13 protein-coding genes, 3 rRNA genes and 1 pseudogene (1 of these 17 running past the window's edge) are annotated in these 17,477 nt (G+C 59.2%); 12 read left to right on the plus strand and 5 right to left on the minus strand.

Annotated elements, in window-relative coordinates; translation table 11 throughout:
• The 5 genes and pseudogenes from ACI512_RS03705 to ACI512_RS03725 all read left to right on the plus strand — a co-directional run.
• Nucleotides 1–546: ribosomal RNA gene (locus tag ACI512_RS03705) — 23S ribosomal RNA — on the plus strand; it begins 2,346 nt to the left of the window's first position.
• 157 nt (nucleotides 547–703) lie between these two features.
• Nucleotides 704–819 (plus strand): 5S ribosomal RNA (gene rrf / locus ACI512_RS03710).
• A gap of 109 nt (nucleotides 820–928) precedes the next feature.
• Nucleotides 929–1,044 (plus strand): 5S ribosomal RNA (gene rrf / locus ACI512_RS03715).
• Between the two features lie 465 nt (nucleotides 1,045–1,509).
• A pseudogene (locus ACI512_RS03720) lies at nucleotides 1,510–2,487 on the plus strand (cache domain-containing protein); the annotation flags it as partial.
• Nucleotides 2,488–2,604: 117 nt separating this feature from the next.
• Nucleotides 2,605–3,390, plus strand: a complete 786-nt coding sequence (locus tag ACI512_RS03725) for a methyl-accepting chemotaxis protein (RefSeq protein WP_370636097.1) — start codon at nucleotides 2,605–2,607, stop codon at nucleotides 3,388–3,390.
• Between the two features lie 39 nt (nucleotides 3,391–3,429).
• On the opposite strand, the gene ACI512_RS03730 is transcribed toward ACI512_RS03725, so the two are convergent.
• From ACI512_RS03730 to ACI512_RS03750, 5 genes are all read right to left on the minus strand, one after another.
• Nucleotides 3,430–3,888, minus strand: a complete 459-nt coding sequence (locus ACI512_RS03730) for an SRPBCC family protein (protein ID WP_102059865.1) — start codon at nucleotides 3,886–3,888, stop codon at nucleotides 3,430–3,432.
• Between the two features lie 19 nt (nucleotides 3,889–3,907).
• On the minus strand, nucleotides 3,908–7,279 hold the full coding sequence (locus tag ACI512_RS03735) for an amino acid adenylation domain-containing protein (protein ID WP_405121614.1): 3,372 nt from the start codon (nucleotides 7,277–7,279) through the stop codon (nucleotides 3,908–3,910).
• Complete coding sequence (locus ACI512_RS03740) at nucleotides 7,276–8,223, minus strand: diiron oxygenase (protein ID WP_405121615.1); 948 nt, start codon at nucleotides 8,221–8,223, stop codon at nucleotides 7,276–7,278. Before ACI512_RS03740 ends, ACI512_RS03735 begins: the two co-directional genes overlap by 4 nt.
• The gene (locus tag ACI512_RS03745) at nucleotides 8,210–8,977 is read right to left on the minus strand and encodes a DUF3050 domain-containing protein (protein WP_236379456.1); all 768 of its coding nucleotides are present in this window, start codon (nucleotides 8,975–8,977) and stop codon (nucleotides 8,210–8,212) included. The genes ACI512_RS03740 and ACI512_RS03745 overlap by 14 nt, the downstream gene beginning before the upstream one ends.
• Before the next feature lie 372 nt (nucleotides 8,978–9,349).
• The gene (locus ACI512_RS03750) at nucleotides 9,350–10,048 is read right to left on the minus strand and encodes a GntR family transcriptional regulator (RefSeq protein WP_012721561.1); all 699 of its coding nucleotides are present in this window, start codon (nucleotides 10,046–10,048) and stop codon (nucleotides 9,350–9,352) included.
• Nucleotides 10,049–10,359: 311 nt separating this feature from the next.
• Between ACI512_RS03750 and ACI512_RS03755 the strand changes: the two genes are divergently transcribed.
• The 7 genes from ACI512_RS03755 (at nucleotide 10,360) to ACI512_RS03785 (ending at nucleotide 17,465) form a co-directional block, all read left to right on the plus strand.
• Complete coding sequence (locus ACI512_RS03755) at nucleotides 10,360–11,253, plus strand: TauD/TfdA family dioxygenase (protein ID WP_236379458.1); 894 nt, start codon at nucleotides 10,360–10,362, stop codon at nucleotides 11,251–11,253.
• Nucleotides 11,254–11,267: 14 nt separating this feature from the next.
• On the plus strand, nucleotides 11,268–12,293 hold the full coding sequence (locus ACI512_RS03760) for an ABC transporter substrate-binding protein (protein ID WP_043204612.1): 1,026 nt from the start codon (nucleotides 11,268–11,270) through the stop codon (nucleotides 12,291–12,293).
• Nucleotide 12,294: 1 nt separating this feature from the next.
• Nucleotides 12,295–13,146: an ABC transporter ATP-binding protein gene (locus ACI512_RS03765; RefSeq protein WP_236379460.1), complete on the plus strand. Its 852-nt coding sequence runs from the start codon at nucleotides 12,295–12,297 to the stop codon at nucleotides 13,144–13,146.
• A gap of 11 nt (nucleotides 13,147–13,157) precedes the next feature.
• Nucleotides 13,158–14,006: an ABC transporter permease gene (locus ACI512_RS03770; RefSeq protein ID WP_012721565.1), complete on the plus strand. Its 849-nt coding sequence runs from the start codon at nucleotides 13,158–13,160 to the stop codon at nucleotides 14,004–14,006.
• A 99-nt stretch (nucleotides 14,007–14,105) separates the two neighbouring features.
• Complete coding sequence (locus ACI512_RS03775; RefSeq protein ID WP_405121616.1) at nucleotides 14,106–14,732, plus strand: TonB family protein; 627 nt, start codon at nucleotides 14,106–14,108, stop codon at nucleotides 14,730–14,732.
• 52 nt (nucleotides 14,733–14,784) lie between these two features.
• Nucleotides 14,785–15,705, plus strand: coding sequence for a LysR family transcriptional regulator (locus ACI512_RS03780; protein WP_012721567.1), 921 nt, complete (start codon nucleotides 14,785–14,787; stop codon nucleotides 15,703–15,705).
• Nucleotides 15,706–15,929: 224 nt separating this feature from the next.
• Nucleotides 15,930–17,465 (plus strand): MFS transporter, encoded by a 1,536-nt coding sequence (locus ACI512_RS03785; protein ID WP_236379466.1) that lies wholly within the window; start codon nucleotides 15,930–15,932, stop codon nucleotides 17,463–17,465.
• Nucleotides 17,466–17,477: the final 12 nt, after the last annotated feature.

The following is a 17,477-nucleotide window of genomic DNA, read 5'->3' on the forward strand; positions in this document are numbered from 1 at the left end:
CACGTCGAGCAGGTACGAAAGTAGGTCTTAGTGATCCGGTGGTTCTGTATGGAAGGGCCATCGCTCAACGGATAAAAGGTACTCCGGGGATAACAGGCTGATACCGCCCAAGAGTTCATATCGACGGCGGTGTTTGGCACCTCGATGTCGGCTCATCACATCCTGGGGCTGAAGCCGGTCCCAAGGGTATGGCTGTTCGCCATTTAAAGTGGTACGCGAGCTGGGTTTAGAACGTCGTGAGACAGTTCGGTCCCTATCTGCCGTGGACGTTTGAGATTTGAGAGGGGCTGCTCCTAGTACGAGAGGACCGGAGTGGACGAACCTCTGGTGTTCCGGTTGTCACGCCAGTGGCATTGCCGGGTAGCTATGTTCGGAATAGATAACCGCTGAAAGCATCTAAGCGGGAAACTAGCCTCAAGATGAGATCTCACTGGAACCTTGAGTTCCCTGAAGGGCCGTCGAAGACTACGACGTTGATAGGTTGGGTGTGTAAGCGCTGTGAGGCGTTGAGCTAACCAATACTAATTGCCCGTGAGGCTTGACCATATAACACCCAAGCAATTTGACTACTCTAACGAGCATCAGATTGCGGTGTGTGAAGACGAAATGAACCGAAAGTTCGACGCTCACAAAACACCGAAAGCTGTCACATACCCAATTTGCTGAAGCGAGGCCAGCTGGCCGCGACTCAGTACCCGAATTTCTTGACGACCATAGAGCATTGGAACCACCTGATCCCATCCCGAACTCAGTAGTGAAACGATGCATCGCCGATGGTAGTGTGGGGTTTCCCCATGTGAGAGTAGGTCATCGTCAAGATTAAATTCCAGAACCCCTGTTTGCTAATGCAAACAGGGGTTTTGTTTATGTAGAAGTCCATGAATTTAACCGGCACGTTGCTAACACGACGGACCGGTGCACAGAATTTCTTGACGACCATAGAGCATTGGAACCACCTGATCCCATCCCGAACTCAGCAGTGAAACGATGCATCGCCGATGGTAGTGTGGGGTTTCCCCATGTGAGAGTAGGTCATCGTCAAGATTGAATTCCGAAACCCCTGTCTGCTAGCGCAGACAGGGGTTTTGTCGTTTAAGAGAGGCGGCAGTTGATAGATCCTCGGTAAGCATGTTCGATTTATTCACGTCGTCAGTGATCGATTACCAGGCCATTGCATGACATGCAAAAACCTACGAGGCATCTTGATTCCAGAGCTCCTGCTCTGTTGCAGCAAGTTCACAAAGGCGCCTTGCGCGCACGTATCTGCGGCACGACCCTGGCGACTGAAAGGCTCCGCATCACCGATCCGTTATCGCCTACCACCGGTCGGTTTCCCTCGCGAAAACAGGATATACCTCACAATCCCCTAAGATTTGCCCTGCTTTGGCCGAAAGCCTGATGAGCCATGCGTGCACCGAAATAGAGCGGTCAGAGAGTCCGCCTATACCGTTACATGGAATGTTCCACTCGGCACGCTCACACCCCCATTTGGCAAAAGAAGTCGGTGAAATGAATCTTAAGTTCAGTCATAAAATTCTGTTGGCCGCGTCAGGCGTTGTGGTTCTAGCCTTCGCGTTATTCACGCTTTACAACGACTACCTGCAGCGCAGCACCATCAAGCAAAACCTGGATTCCTCCATCCAGCAATCCGGCGAGCTTACCGCCAGTAGTGTGCAGAACTGGCTCAGTGGGCGAATTCTAGTACTCGAAAGCCTGGCGCAAAATATTGCCCACCAGGGCACTGGCGCAGACCTTCCGGGCTTGGTCGATCAACCTGCTTTTACAGCAAATTTCCAGTTCACCTATGTCGGCCAAACCAACGGTGTGTTCACCCAGCGTCCAGATGCGAAGATGCCTGATGGCTACGACCCCCGTCAGCGTCCTTGGTACAAGCAAGCTGTAGCCACTGATAAAACCATGCTCACCCCGCCTTACATGGCCGCAGTGGGTGGGCAGATCGTGACCATCGCGATGCCGGTGAAAAAGAACGGTGAACTGCTGGGTGTCGTCGGTGGTGACCTGAGCCTGCAAACCCTGGTGAAGATCATCAACTCTGTGGATTTCGGCGGCATCGGCCATGCGTTTCTGGTCAGCGGCGATGGCCAGGTCATCGTCAGTCCTGACCAGGACCAGGTGATGAAGAACCTTAAGGACATCTATCCAGGCTCCCCTGTGCGTATCGAGAAGGTCAGTCAGGATGTCGTCCTCAATGGCCAGGATCGTATTTTGTCGTTCACCCCGATCAGCGGCCTGCCAGACGCGGATTGGTACATTGGTCTGTCGATCGATAAAGACAAGGCCTACGCACCGCTGGGTAAATTCCGTACATCAGCGTTGATTGCCATGTTGATTGCGGTGGTGGCGATCGCAGTGCTCTTGAGCCTGCTGATCCAAGTACTGCTGCGGCCTCTGACCACTATGGGCGTTGCCATGCAGGACATCGCTCAGGGTGAGGGCGACCTGACCCGTCGCCTGGACGTCACCAGCAAGGACGAGTTTGGCGAGGTAGGCAGTGCATTCAATCAATTCGTGGAGCGTATCCACGCCTCCATCTCCGAAGTGTCTTCAGCAACACGCCAGGTGCATGACTTGTCCCAGCGCGTAATGGCATCGTCCAACGCCTCGATCATCGGTTCCGACGAGCAGAGCGCGCGCACTAACAGCGTGGCTGCCGCGATCAACGAGCTGGGTGCAGCCACTCAGGAAATCGCGCGTAATGCTGCCGACGCCTCGCAGCACGCGAGCGGTGCCAGTGAACAGGCTGACGATGGGCGCAAAGTGGTGGAGCAAACCATTTTGGCGATGTCGGAACTGTCGCAAAAGATCAGCCTGTCCTGCACCCAGATTGAAACCCTGAATGCCAGCACCGACAACATCGGTCACATTCTTGATGTCATCAAAGGCATCTCCCAGCAGACCAACCTGCTTGCGCTCAACGCCGCGATCGAGGCTGCCCGTGCCGGGGAGGCTGGCCGCGGGTTTGCCGTGGTCGCTGATGAAGTGCGTAACCTGGCCCACCGTACGCAGGAGTCGGCTGAAGAAATCCACAAAATGATCACCTCGTTGCAAGTGGGTTCGCGTGAAGCGGTGAGCACGATGAACGCCAGCCAGACCTCCAGCGAAGAAAGTGTTCAGGTGGCCAACCAGGCGGGTGAGCGGCTGATCAGCGTGACGAAGAGGATCGTTGAAATCGATGGCATGAACCAATCGGTCGCTGCCGCCACCGAAGAGCAGACTGCAGTAGTGGAAACACTCAATGTCGACATCAATCAGATCAACCTGCTGAACCAGCAAGGCGTGACCAATCTCAACGAAACGTTGAAGGACTGCGACGCGTTGTCCCAGCAGGCCAGCCGCTTGAAACAGCTGGTCGACAGTTTCAAGATCTGACGGTGATTGAACAGGAGCGAGCCCTCTCGCTCCTGCTCCTCAACCCAGCATATGGCGCACATTTCCCAAAGCGTTGTCGGCGAATGTTTGTACAAACTGTTCAAACTCCGCCTGCGCCATTTCTGCCGGCTCGCCGATCAGCGTCCAGGTCGCCCTTGAACCGCTTGAGCCGAGTGCTTCCACGCGCATCGCCGCCCACAATCGAGCTACGCCCAGCGTGTTATAGATCGTTGTCCAGGTCATGCTCATGGCATCTTCGTCCCGGCTATTGAGTTGCTCCACGACGCGATGACCATCGTGGAAAAACTTGGTGCGCAAAGCGCCCACGCCTTCCCCCGTCATTTCGATGTGCGACAGGGCCGGAATAAAGGCATCAAAGCCTGCAAAGTGACCCACCACCCCCCACAGTCGCATGGCCTCGCAGTTGACCACGACAGAGGCCACCACCGGCATGCCAGTTGGGTTGTGAATCAATGTATCGGGTTGCAGCGGTTTCATGAGGTTGTCCTTAATCCGTTCAAAGAAAGCCGATAGCCTTGAGATAGTCGCAGCCCCTTTGCAGCAGCGATGCGCTCTTTTCGGGGTAGCGGGTGCCCATTGCTTCCACTGCCCGACGTGCGTTCTTGCAGTGGATCATTGAGGTGTCGCCAATGTCGTCACCCAGCCCATCCAGATAAAAACCCAGTACGCCAAACAGCGCGTTTTCGCGGCTTACCGTGCGCAGCTCCCTTTGCCAGTGCGCCACACTGACGCGCTCGAATTCGTAGCCCGCCCGGCTGAATGCATCCAAATATTGATCCCAGCTCAAAGGCTGTGGGTTATGCAGGTTGAAGACGTTTCGCCTCGCTTCAAAATGGCCGCAGTGGAACGCGAGAAACCGAGCAAAAAAGTCCACAGGCATCAGGTCGAAGTTCACTTCCAAACGGGGCACCAAGCCCAATTGCAGCGAGCCTTTTAGCATCAGCATCAGGCGATTTTTCTGCGGCTGACACACACCGCTCCGGCTGTTGAAACTGATGTTCCCCGGGCGGTGAATGTTTACCCAGGAACCTCGCTTGACCGCGCGCCCCAGCCAGCGCTCGGCGACCCATTTGGACAAGTTGTAGCCATTTTTGATGTAGATCGGCAGGGTCTGCGCGGCAGGGGTTTCGAGGACGTGGCCATGTGCGTCGGTGTCGCTGCAGGCCGACAAGGTCGATATGAAATTGAGCACTTTCTTGCAGTGGGTCTCACACAGGCGCAGGCACTCCAGCAGGGGGGCGACGTTGTCCTTTACCAACGAGGCGTAGTCCATCACGTGATTGACCCGCGCGGCGTTGTGCACAAGCACACCGTAGTCCCGTGCAAGGTGCTCATACGTATCGCAAGCCAAGCCCAGGCGTGGTTGGCTGATATCCGCGGCATAGACCTGCACCCGGCTCAAGTCCAAGTGTTCAAGACGGTGTTCGCGCAACGCCTGAGCGAATCGCGTGGTTGCGGCTTGTCCCGGCAGCTCCCGCACCAGGCACGCCACGTGGGTTGCACCATTGGCCAACAGCGCCTCGACGATATGCACACCGATAAAACTGTTTGCGCCTGTCACGATCACTTTGTTGCGATCACCGACGCGCTCTACAGGCAGTACCTGAACAACGTCTTCCCTCTGTGCATCCTGAAGCGCCTGGCCGGAAGCTGCTTCAGGCAGCGCCCCATCCTCGATCAGCAGCGCAAGCGTGCGAATCGTTGGTGCTTCAAAGAAGCGGTTCAACGGCAGGCTGCGGCCAAACTGCTCGCGGATACGCAGCAACAACATCGACAGCAACATGGAGTGGCCGCCGAGATTGAAGAAGCTGTCATCAATTGACAGCTCGCCCACTGGCAACCGCAACAACTCACGCCATAACGCCACCAGTTGCATGTGAAGGGCCGTTTGCGCAGCCTGCCCGGCGCTATTCAACGTGGGGTGGGCCGGCAACGCCAGCAAGGCCTGGCGGTCGACCTTGCCGTTACTGGAGCAAGGTAGGCTGGGTAGCTCGGCCCACAAGTCGGGCTGCAGGTAATCAGGCAGCCACTGCCGTGCATGCTGTTTCAAGCCGGCTAGCGTCGCGCCAGGCTCCGGTTGGGCGACGACACCACGAATCTTGCGTTCACTATCAATGACCACCGCCACCTGGCGATACAGTCGACTGTCGCGCAGGCACTGTTCGATTTCCTCAGGCGCGACCCGGATTCCGCGAATCTTCACCTGCGCATCGCGCCTGCCGCCCAGCTCGATACCCTCGGCAGTCCACTTCGCAAGGTCGCCACTGCGATAGGCTCGCAGGGACTTGCCACCCGGCAGGGCCAGCGTCATGAAAGGGTCGTCGGGCAACTGCGCTGCATTTAAATACCCCAGGCCTACCCCAGGGCCGACGATGTACAGCTCGCCCATCACCTGTTCGTCCACCGGTTGCAGGTTATCGTCGAGGATCAGCACTTGGCTGTTGGCGATGGGGCGGCCCAGGTTGCGATTACCATCCCCGGCTTGCAGGATGCGATGGGTGACCAGTACCGTCGCTTCGGTGGGACCGTAGAGGTTGTGCAGGTGGCATTGGCCTGCCAAACGTTCGATCACATAAGGCTCGCAGGCATCGCCGCCGGTTAACAGATGCGTCAGGCCCAGGGAGTTATCGAGCGGTAGGAGGCTGAGCAGCGCCGGCGGCAAGAACGCATGGGTGATGCGCTGTTGCCGAATCAGCTCGACCAATTGCTGCGGATCGCGCCGTTGCATCTCGCTGGGGATGATCAACTCCGCGCCGGCGATCAGGCTGGGGAAAATGTCCATCAGCGATGCATCGAAATTCACCGAGGCGAACTGCAGCACACGACTCTGTTCACTCAGCGCCATTTGGCTGGCAAACCAAGCGCTGAAATGGGCGAGATTGTCCTGGCCGAGCAGTACACCCTTGGGCCGTCCCGTGGTGCCCGAGGTGAAGAGCGACATGCAAGGTGCTTCAAGGTCGATGCAAGGAGGCCGCAATGGTCGTGCAGTGTCTGGCGCGCCGAGATTGCCGACGTCCAGCGAAACGAAGTGCTCACGCAATGGATGGCTGCCGTCATCCAGCAATACGCGGGCGCCTGCACTTTCCAGCATGGCCTGCTGGCGTTGTGATGGGTGGTCGGGCGCCAGCGGCAGGTACACCGCGCCGCAGCCGAGCACTGCGAGAATACTGGCGTACAACGCGATGGATTTTTCCAGGCAAACACCGACTACGGCGGGTGCCTCAATGCCCTCCAGTAGCCGTTCCAGCCGCTGCTGGATGGCGAGCACCTGAGTCTGCAGTTGCCGGTAAGTCGTCACATTGCCCGCAATGTTCAGGGCAGGTCGCTCGGCGAAGGTGAGAAGGCTGGCCTGCAATCGCTCGATCACCGGCACCTGGGCTGCCTGCCACACGGCCGGGTCCGCCGTGCGATTAAACCGATGCAGAAACGCCACCGCTTCCAGCCCCTGCATGCCTTGCTCAGGCCAGGCATTGGCGCAGGCCTCTGGGGGCAAATACTCAGGGTCACGTGCAAAACGACTGATGTGCAAGGCAACCCATTCCGCCAGCACCCGGGTTGCGTGCAAACGCAGTCGCTGGCCGTTTCCACTGGGCTCTTCGGCAAGGTCCAGCGCGGCAAGGAGGCGCCTGTTGCGGTCATAGCTGCGCAACTGCACGGCGGGCAGCCCGTATTCAGTCAGAGCGCCGATGCCCACGCGCAGGCTGATGCGGGAGGCTTCGGACAAGCGCCGTGGTACTGGCTGGCTCCCGTCTTCGATCACCCAGTCGGCGGCCTCATCACCAGACCGATGGCCGTACTGCTCCAGCACGTGCTTCACGCTTTCCAGGGCTTGGCTGACACCGACCCATCCAATGGTCAGGCATCTCATGCCGCTCTCCCGGCCAGGGGCAAATAGTCACTCAATGCCTGTGTCACGCTGGGTGTCTGCAGCAAGCCGCTACGCTGCAGAAAACCTGTGATGTTACCGATCAGTGGGTGTTGTCGGGTGATGGGGAAATCCAGCGCGTTTACTTCTCGCGTCAGCGCCTGACGGATGTCGGGGTCCACGTCCAGACGTTCGATCAGTTGCAGGTCGAAGGACTTCTGCAGGTCGTTGGTCAGGTAGTGGCTCAAGAATGTTGGCAGCACGTCGGCGATGCTGTCGCGATCCTCCGGGCTCGCCGCTTGCCAGTAGAGGCGTACCAGGCGTGTCCAGAATTGCGCATGACGCCCTTCGTCAGAGAGATGATCGGCCATCATGCCGCGGACCGACGACTTGACGCTGTGGTCCTTGGCGAAGGCGGCGACGTCATGGGTCACCGTGTTTTCGGCGATGGCCACGCCAATCAACTCAACCGCGTCACGCAGGTGTGCCGGGGCCTGCGCCTGTGCTGCCGGCAGGGCGCGACTGAGCTCGATTTGTGCCGGCAGTTCGAGCGGTTCTATACCGGTCATGGCCACGGTCTGTTGCAGGAAATCCAGCGCGACCAGGGCATGGTAATCCTCGTCCACCACGATGGTCATTGCGTCGTAGCGACAGGCGAGGGGGAAGGTGATGGCGAAGCGGTTCTTGGCAATGTGGCGGGCGGTCTTGTCGACGATCTCGGTTTCGAAAATCACTACGTCATTGATGAATTTATAGAAGCTTTGCACCAGCACAAAATCGCGCCATTGCGAGCAGTGCTCGAGAAACGTCGCGCCCACTACCAGTGGCTGGCGACACAATGGATAGATCAGATTGCCGTCGTTTTCCAGCACGCGGCGAGGACGTGTACGAATGGTTGCACGGCACTCCCAATCCTCAGCGATGGAGCGGTAGTCAGCGGTATTCATGGATGCCCCCTTGCAACGAGGCACGCACCGAGTCCCAGAAGGTGATGCGGTTTTCCACCGCGTTGAGTGCAGCGCCAGCAGCTTCTTCTTTGCGGCGCGCGTCGGCGCCAATCAGGCGTTGCAGTAACTGTTGCGCCGCTGGCTCATGGCCCTGGGTATCCAATTCGATGTGACGGTTCAGGTAGTAGCCCAGGATAGGCGCCTGTTGATTGATGATCCCGCTACCTTGCAACAGACGTTCGAACATGGCCGGGATTACACTCTCACGGCCGTGCAGGAACGCTGCGGCGACACAATGGGTCGGGGCATTTAACGCGATAAGCAACGTGTCCTCTACGAAGCGGGACACGCCCCGCGGTACATCGATCTGTTGCAAGGCTGCCTGGGCCTCGATGCCTCGGCGTTGCAGCGTAACAAAGGCATCGATGGCGGCGGTGCTGGCGCCCACTTCGACCATCGCTTCACGGTACAGCTCGAAGTGGCTGCTATAGCCTCGCTCAGGATGCTCGTCGGACTCCTCACCCAGCACGATCTCGTTGATCAATCGGGCGGCGTGTGGATCGGTCGGGGGAAGCCAGGGTAGCCGCGTGCACGTCAGGTCCTGTTGCAGGCGTTTGGTGAGGGTCATGAAGTCCCATACCGCAAACACATGGCTCTCCATGAAAAGTTGTAACTTACCCAGTGAAGTTATTTCATCAAATAACAGATGGTTGCATAACTGCTGTTTTTTTTGCTTAAGCAAAGTTTGATACATGGTTGATGCCTATAAGTTGTCGCGACTGCTCGTGAAGCAGTGATGGCTTTTGCAGCCGGAAGTAGACAAGTAGTGTTCAGTCAGGCCACGCGCAAGGCGCGCCATAGGCCTGGTTGGGTACGGACAGTTGAAAAGTTTAATGTTCAGCGGAAGATAATAAGCTGATTAAACGTTTGGGTGAGCTTATAAGTGCACTGGATGTTTTTTCGAGAAGTTACATGTGGTGTGTAAAGTGCGTTTTAAAGGTGGGAAGTTTCCTGGGTAGAAGCAGGTTTAGTTTAATCAAGTTGTTTTAATCACGTCATCTTGACGCGGCGCTCTCCTTGAGGGGGAGCCCCGCAACGCAGGGGGGTCGAGCGTTGCGGTGGAAACCTATCTATCGGCTTCTTCAAGGCCATTGAGATAGTTCGCGATGACTTCCATGCCGCGCGTCAGGTGATTGCGCAGTGCCAGGATGCTTTCGTCGAGCTTCTTCTGCGCCACCAGGTTCAGCAGTTCACGGTGATCTTCCTGGGATGTCTCGCCCAGCCCCATCGCTTCAAGGTTGAAGCGCAAAAAACGCTCCTCTTCATTCAAACCGTGTTCGACCAGCTTGAGCAGCCGCTGGTTAGGAGCCTTGCCATACAGGACCATGTGAAACAGTCGATTCAGGCGGCCAATCTCGGTGTAGTCTTTCTCCCGTTCCAAGGCATCGATGTAGGTATTCGCCTCGGCAATATCGGCGGCGGTCAGCAACGGGGTCGACAAGCGCAGCGCTTCCGACTCCAGAAGAATGCGCAAGGCATAGGTCTCAGCCGAGTTGTCCTCAATCAGCGGCGCAACCACTGCGCCCTTGTGCGTCACCACATGCAGCAATGACTGTGCCTCCAACTGGCGCAAGGCTTCGCGGACTGGCATGCGGCTGACCCCGAACAGGCTGGCCAGCTCTTGCTGGCGCATGGCGGTACCACACGGCAACCGCCCATCGAGAATGGCGTTACGCAAGGTTTCTTCAATTACGGAGCGGGCAAGGTGGGCGGGAATCGGCCCGCTGATCTTGATGCTGTTCAAGGGGTTCGGCTTCTGCGTCACGGCTACGCTATCCTCCTTATTAGAATGAGTGTGGCTAATTGGATCCAATGCACACTAGAGACTGCCTGCCGGGTTGTCAAACGGGCAAGGTTTTCGGCTTGTAAGCGGCTAAACACGCGGTTCTTGGCGCCCACACAGCGTTTCTACGACGTCTTACAGTTGAACGTTTCGCTTCGCTGATTTATGCCATCCCGGCCGCCGAAAGCGCCTTTTCGCCGGAACATTCCTGTCTATAGATATTCATTAACGGTATTTAAAATGCCGCTCTTATATCTATAAAGTCACTCTCCTGTCTGACCGGGAGTGAACTCATGTCCGCCGCCTCTACTGTTCCAACAGCGATCCCTACCCACCAAACCTTCGAGATTCGCCCACTTCCCGGCAGTATCGGTGCCGAGATCATTGGCCTGGACTTGACCCGTGCGATCAACGACAAAGATTTCGCGCGCATCCACCGCGCACATCTGGACCATCATGTCGTGGTCTTCCGTGACCAACGCATCACCCCCGAGCAACAGATCGCCTTCAGCCGTCGCTTTGGCGTGCTGCAGATCCATGTGCTCAAACAGTTCCTGTTGGCCAACCATCCGGAAATCCTGATCGTCTCCAACATCATCGAAAACGGCCAGTCCATCGGCCTGGGGGACGCGGGCAAATTCTGGCATTCGGACCTGTCCTATAAAGAACTGCCGAGCCTGGGCTCGATGCTGCACGCTCAGGAGCTGCCCTCTGAAGGCGGCGACACCTTGTTCGCCGATATGCACAAAGCCTGGGACCAATTGCCCGAGCACTTGCGCAACGCCGTCGAAGGTCGCAGTGCCGCCCACTCCTACACCGCGCGCTACAGCGAAACCAAATTCGAAGGCAACTGGCGCCCCACGTTGACCCCTGAGCAGCTTGCCCAGGTGGCGGAAGTGGTGCACCCCATCGTGCGCACTCACCCGGAAAACGGCCGCAAAGCGCTGTTTGTCAGTGAAGGTTTCACCACCCGCATCGTCGGCCTGCCGGAGGACGAAAGCCGCGACCTGCTGGCCCAACTCTATGCGCACAGCGTGTTGCCGCAAAACATCTACCGCCACCAGTGGCAGCCCCACGATCTGGTGTTCTGGGACAACCGTTCGCTGATCCACCTGGCCGCCGGTTGCCCGAGCCATCTGCGCCGCAAGCTGTTTCGTACCACCATCCAGGGCGACGCGCCTTTCTGACTCGGAGCATGACCATGTCCAGGAACATTCCATTTGCACGGCTGGCCGCGACCGTCGGCCTGGGTATCAGCCTGCTGGCTGGCAGCCTGGTCGCGCCAGCGGCCGCGCAGGCCGAAGGCGAGATTCGCATTGCTGAGCAGTTCGGCATCGTCTACCTGTTACTCAACGTGGTACGCGACCAGAACCTGATCGAGAAATACGGCAAGCAGGAAGGCATCGACATCAAGGTGGACTGGACTCAGCTGTCTGGCGGTGCGGCAGTCAACGACGCACTGCTCTCCGGTTCCATCGATATTGCCGGTGCCGGTGTCGGCCCGCTGCTGACCATCTGGGATCGCACTCACGGCAAGCAGAACGTCAAGGCCGTCGCTTCCCTGGGCAACTTCCCGTACTACCTGGTCAGCAACAACCCCAAGGTCAAGACCATCGCCGATTTCACCGAGAAAGATCGCATTGCCGTACCGGCGGTGGGCGTGTCGGTGCAGTCGCGCTTCCTGCAATACGCGGCGGCCAAGCAATGGGGTGACAAGGAATTCAACCGCCTCGACAAGTACACCGTTGCCGTCCCGCACCCGGATGCCACCGCCGCGCTGATCGCTGGCGGAACCGAGCTCACCGGGCACTTTTCCAACCCCCCGTTCCAGGACCAGGCCCTGGCCAACCCGAACGTGCACGTGGTGCTGAACACCTATGACCTGCTCGGCCCGAATTCGCCGACGGTGCTGTTCGCCACCGAGAAATTCCGCAACGACAACCCGAAAACCTACAAGGCGTTCGTCGAGGCATTGACCGAAGCCGCGCAGTTCGCCCAGAACGACAAAGGCGCTGCGGCCGACACTTACATCCGTGTCACCAACGCCAAGATCGACCGCGCCGAGTTGCTGAAAATCATCGACAACCCGCAGTTCGAATTCAGCGTCACGCCGAAAAACACCTACCCACTGGCGGAATTCCTCTACCGCGTTGGCGCCATCAAGAACAAGCCTGAATCGTGGAAGGACTATTTCTTCCAGGACGCCAAGCCCCTGCAAGGAAGTTGAGATGAACGCGCCCTTGCAAGGCCACGCGGCCAGCAACCTGCACACCACCACCCCGCTGCTGGCGGTGGATAACGTCAGCTTGGAATACCGCACCCCCGAGCGCGTGGTGCGGGCCACCCACCAGGTGAGTTTCGAGATCGATCCAGCCGATCGCTACGTGCTGCTCGGCCCTTCGGGCTGCGGTAAGTCCACCTTGCTCAAATCCATCGCCGGGTTTATCAAACCCTGCGAAGGCGAGATCCGCTTGCTGGGCCAGAAGGTCGAGCAACCAGGCCCGGACCGTATCGTGGTGTTCCAGGAATTCGACCAACTGCCGCCGTGGAAAACCGTCAAACAGAACGTGATGTTTCCGCTGCTGGCCTCGAAAACCCTGAAGCGCGCCGAAGCCGAAGAACGTGCATTGCACTACCTCGACAAAGTCGGCCTCACGGCCTTTGCCGATGCCTACCCACACACCCTTTCCGGCGGTATGAAAGCCCGCGTCGCCATCGCCCGTGCCCTTGCCATGCAGCCGAAAATCCTGTTGATGGACGAACCCTTCGCCGCCCTCGACGCGCTGACCCGGCGCAAGATGCAGCAAGAGTTGCTGCTGCTCTGGGAAGAAGTGCGTTTCACCCTGCTGTTCGTCACCCACTCCATTGAGGAAGCGCTGGTGGTGGGTAATCGCATCCTGTTGCTGTCGCCCCACCCGGGACGCGTGCGCGCGGAAATCCACAGCCATCAATACGACCTGCACAGCCTCGGCGGTGTGGACTTCCAGGCGTCGGCGCGGCGCATTCATCGCCTGCTGTTCGATGAAGCGCCCGAGGCCGAACGTGAGTTGGGTTTCGCCGATATCCGCATCGCTTACTGAAGGGACAACCCATGCGCCAGGAATACGAAATCACCCTCGAACCGTTGCTCAGTGTCCCCGTGGAACGCGAGCTGCCGCTGCGTCAACGTTTGTGGCAACAAGGCTGGCTGCGCAAGGGCCTGATCCTGATCGTGCTCGCTATCCTCTGGGAAGCCGTTGCGCGTTATCAGAACAACGACCTGCTGTTGCCGAGCTTCTTGCAGACCTTTCACGCACTGTACGACGGCCTGCTCAGCGGTGAATTGCTCAGCAAAGTCAGCATCTCGCTGGTGGTGCTGATCAAGGGTTACCTGATCGGCATCGTACTGGCGTTCGCCCTGACCACCTTGGCGGTATCGACCCAACTGGGCCGTGATCTGCTGAGCACCCTGACCTCGATGTTCAACCCGCTGCCGGCGATTGCCTTGCTGCCGCTGGCGCTGCTGTGGTTCGGCCTGGGGCAGAACAGCCTGATTTTCGTGCTGGTGCATTCGGTGTTGTGGGCGCTGGCGCTCAACACCTATTCTGGGTTCCTCGGCGTGTCCGAAACCCTGCGCATGGCTGGCCGCAATTACGGCCTCAAGGGCATGCGTTTTGTGCTGTTCATCCTCATCCCGGCGGCGCTGCCGTCGATCCTCGCGGGCCTCAAGATTGGCTGGGCCTTTGCCTGGCGCACATTGATCGCCGCCGAACTGGTGTTCGGTGCTACCAGCGGCAAGGGTGGCCTGGGGTGGTACATTTTCCAGAACCGCAACGAGCTGTACACCGACAAGGTGTTTGCCGGGCTGGCGGTGGTGATCCTGATCGGCCTGCTTGTGGAAAATCTGGTGTTTGACACGTTCGAGCGCCTGACCGTGAAGCGCTGGGGCATGCAGCGCTAAACAGGAATGATTGCTCTTTGTCCGCCGTGAACCCGATAATGCCGGCCAAATCTGACGTCGCCCTGGCGTCAGGTGTGCCCGGTAAAAGGATTTACGACGATGCGATTTTTTGTGTTGGCGGCGGCTTTGTGTTTGTCGACTTCGGTTCTGGCGGAATTCGTGCCTGAAGTGGTCACCATGCCCAAGCCGCTGTACCCCAGCCACCTGATAGCCACCCAGGGGCACGCACGCATCAGCCTGAACATTCATAACGATGGTACGGTCAGCGACGTCAAAGCGCTCAGCGCCACCAAGCCGGCGTTTGGTGAAGCCGCCGTGGCGGCGGCCACGCTATGGCGTTTCAAGCCCTGGACGGTAGAGGCTGATCGGCCCGCAGTGCTCCAGGCGCAAAACGATATGGTGTTCACACCCGAACCGGTGAGAAAGGAAACCACTCAACTGACCTTTACCCAGACCACCTACCAATCCTGCAGCGCGCTGACCGAAGAAGTCAGCCAGTTCCGTCGCGAACATCCCACGCGCCCCTTGATCGCAATGAAGAGCTTTGCCATTACCCGAGTCGCGGTGATGTTCCCGGCGCTGAGCGGTAAGAGCGACTACAACGAAGGCCTGACTCGCGCCGACGAACTGGAAAATGCACTGCCGGACATCGTGCGCAAATGCCAGGCCCATCCCAAAGCCGCCTTTGCGGACTACCTGCCCCGCAACCTGAAGCCTTACCTGTAAAGCCTGCTACGATTGCGCTCAATTCACGCCCCGTTGATCACGAGTGCTTGGCATGCAACTACCGGACATGAACCTGCTGGTCGCACTCGACGCGTTGCTCGACGAGGGCAGTGTGGTTGGCGCCGCGCGCCGCATGAACCTCAGCCCGGCGGCCATGAGCCGCACCCTGACGCGTATTCGCGAAGCGGTGGGCGACCCGATCCTGGTGCGCGCCGGTCGCGGCCTGGTGCCCACGCCTAAGGCGCTGCAGCTGCAAGGCCAGGTGCGCAACGTCGTCGAGCAGGCGGCGCTGCTGTTCCGCTCGGCGGACCAAGTGGATCTGAGCACCTTGCGCCGCCGCTTCAGCGTGCGCGCCAATGACTTCTTTATCGGCGTATACGGCGGGCGGCTGTTCGACACCATGGAGCGCCTGGCGCCCCTGTGCGAGCTGTGCTTCGTGCCCGAAGGCGACACCGATGACGAGGCCCTGCGCGAAGGGCGCCTGGATTTACGCGTGAGCAACACCATGCCGGCCAGCCCCGAGGTGAAGGTGCAGAACCTGTTCTCCACCACCTTCGTCGGCCTGGCGCGGGAAGACCACCCGTTGTTCGACGAAGAAATCACCGCCGCACGTTTCGCCAGTTATTCCCATATCAGCATCTCGCGGCGCGGCATCGCGCGGGGGCCGATCGATACCGCGCTGAATGCCCAGGGCCTGGAGCGCCGCGTGGCGATGATCGCCCCAGGCTTTCACGGTGCGATGTTCATGCTGCCCGACTCCGACCTGATCCTGCCGGTGCCTAAGGAGGCGCTGTTGAGTGCCAATCGCCTGAAGCTGCCACTGCGCGCGTTCGCCCTGCCTATCTCGCTGCCGACGCTGGTATTGGCCCAATCCTGGCACCCGCGATTCGACAAAGACCCCGCCCACAAATGGCTGCGCGAAACCCTGCGCGAGAGCTGCCACGCCACGTGGCTCGAAGCCCAGCCGGCCTGAAGTGAACTCGGTGAATGTGGGAGCTGGCTTGCCTGCGATTGCGGTCTGACTGTTCCAAATGGATCACTGACCCACCGCTATCGCCGGCAAGCCAGCTCCCACAGAGGTTGGTGTTTATCGTGATTGTTGCGTCTGGTGCAGTTACACACTGCCAACAAGTACCTTTTTGTCATGTTTGTGCCTGATTAAACTGCTCGGGTATCTATCATTCGAGCTACTTGTTCATGACGTCCCTCGCTGCACCCACCCTTGCGGCCGCAGCCAAGCCCACTGCCATGACCCCGCCCGTGTTCGGCCCGCGCATCATCATCGGGCTGGTCGGCGTGTTGCTGGCGGTGCTGGTCTCCGGTCTCAACGAGATGGTCACCAAAGTGGCCCTCGCCGATATTCGCGGGGCGCTGTACATCGGGTTTGACGAAGGCACCTGGCTGGTCGCGGCCTACACCGCCACCTCGGTATCAGCCATGGCCTTTGCACCCTGGTGTTCGGTGACTTTTTCCCTGCGCCGCTTCACCCTCTGGGCGATCGGAGTATTTACGGTGCTGGGGATCCTGTGCCCGTTCGCGCCGAACTACGAAAGCCTGCTGCTGCTACGCACCGTGCAAGGCCTGGCCGGTGGTGCGCTGCCGCCGATGCTGATGACCGTGGCGCTGCGCTTCCTGCCGGCCAACGTCAAGCTGTACGGCCTGGCCGGCTATGCCCTCACCGCCACCTTCGGCCCGAGCCTGGGCACGCCGCTGGCGGCGCTGTGGACCGAGTACGTCGGCTGGCAGTGGGCGTTCTGGCAGATCGTTGCGCCGTGTCTGCTGGCGATGGCCGCCGTGGCCTACGGGCTGCCGCAGGACTCGCTGCGCCTGGAGCGCTTCAAGCAGTTCAACTGGCGCGGCCTGCTGCTGGGCTTCCCGGCGATCTGCATGCTGGTGATTGGCATCCTGCAAGGCAATCGCCTGGACTGGTTCGAGTCGGGCCTGATCACCTTCCTGCTGTCGGGTGGCAGCGTGTTGTTGGTGCTGTTCATGGTGAACGAGTGGTCGCACCCGATGCCGTTTTTCAAATTGCAGATGCTCGGGCTGCGCAACCTGTCGTTCGCCCTGATTGTGTTGGCGGGCGTGCTGATGGTGCTGACCTCGGTGATCATCATCCCGTCGAGTTTTCTCGCCCAGGTCCAGGGGTACCGTCCGCTGCAAACCGCGCCGGTGATGCTGTTGATGGCGATCCCGCAATTGATCGCGCTGCCGCTGGTGGCGGCGCTGTGCAACCTGCGCTGGGTCGATTGCCGCTGGGTGCTCGGGATCGGCCTGGGGATGCTGGTGCTGTGCTGCGTGGGCAGTGCGCACCTGACCTCGGCCTGGATTCGCGATGACTTCTACGGCCTGTACCTGCTGCAAATTTTCGGACAACCGATGGCCGTGTTGCCGCTGCTGATGCTCTCCACCGGCAGCATCCAGCCAACGGACGGCCCGTTCGCCTCGGCCTGGTTCAACACCATCAAAGGCCTGGCCGCCGTGATTGCCACCGGCGTGCTCGACACTTTGACCACCCAGCGCCTGCACTTCCACTCGACCCTGCTGGTGGACCGCCTGGGCAACTCACCCCTGGCCGACGGCGACGCGCCGGGCTTGGCGCACCGTCTGCACGAGCAGGCCGTGGTGCTGACCTCTTCGGATCTCTATTACGTCATGGCCGCAGTCGCGGCGGCGTTGATCCTGCTGATTTTCTGGATGCCCACGCGGATTTTCCCGCCTCGTGCACCGACTTGATTGAAAGGACTG

This window comes from Pseudomonas petroselini, assembly GCF_045037875.1.
Lineage (GTDB): Bacteria > Pseudomonadota > Gammaproteobacteria > Pseudomonadales > Pseudomonadaceae > Aquipseudomonas > Aquipseudomonas petroselini.